This window comes from Asaia astilbis JCM 15831 (assembly GCF_000613845.1).
In the GTDB taxonomy this organism is placed as follows: Bacteria; Pseudomonadota; Alphaproteobacteria; order Acetobacterales; family Acetobacteraceae; genus Asaia; species Asaia astilbis.
This window is the reverse complement of record NZ_BAJT01000045.1, coordinates 1-913: the sequence shown is the minus strand read 5'-3', so window position 1 is coordinate 913 and position 913 is coordinate 1. Positions and strand designations below refer to the sequence as shown.

1 protein-coding gene is annotated in these 913 nt (G+C 52.7%); it reads left to right on the top strand.

The window, feature by feature from the left end; all coding sequences use genetic code 11:
• Positions 1 to 284: single-stranded DNA-binding protein (locus JCM15831_RS15280; RefSeq protein ID WP_025824913.1), on the top strand; the 284-nt coding region annotated here is incomplete at its 5' end.
• Positions 285 to 913: the final 629 nt, after the last annotated feature.

Here is a 913-nt window from a genome sequence, read left to right as displayed (position 1 = left end):
CCGTTTCAGTCGTTGAGCGGTTCGTTCGCAAGGGCTCGAAAATCCAGATTATCGGTCGAAACGAAACGTCAAAATGGCAAGATCAGGATGGTAAAGACCGTTACGCAACCGAAGTTGTTGTTCGTGCCGGTTTTTCTCTGATTTTGCATGACAAGCGCGAAGACAACGAAGGCGGCCAGTCCGAGCGACCCGCCCCGCAGCGACAGAATAGCCAGCGGTCTCACCAGTCGAGCGGGTGGGACGCACCAGCTGGCAATGATTTCGACTCTGAAATCCCATTTTAGGAGGCCGAAATGAAGCAATGCTTCAAATGCTCGCGGCATCTTCCGTTGAGCGCGTTTTACACACACCCGGGAATGGCTGATGGCCATCTGAATAAATGCAAAGAATGCACGAAAACGGATGTCAAAAACGTTCGCGCAGCGAGTTCGGAATATTACCGCGCATATGATTGGATGCGTGCAAATGACCCGGCTCGGGTTGCTGCACGTCAGGCGTATGCGACTGCCAAGCCTAGCGTCGGAAACGCAGCAAAAAAGAAGTGGGATAAGAAAAATCCCCAAAAAAAATCGGCTTACACGCAAGTATGGAGCGCACTCCGATCTGGCATACTCAAAAAAAGTCCTTGTGAGAATTGCGGGGAGAAAAAAGTCCAAGCGCATCACGACGATTATTCCAATCCGTTAGACGTCCGCTGGCTCTGCGTTTCTTGTCATGCAAATCACCATAAAATGCATCGTAACTTGGATGCATCTTTCGTGCCGCGCATGGCGTCGAAGCGATACCAACCTGGCGCGTCTGGCGTCGTCTGATCCGATCAAATGACGACCACAACCCCCACCGTAGCCGCAAACTGCTCAACCAGACGTTGCCGCGTCTGGCCTGTAGCGTGCGGGTGCAGCACCGACCAGAG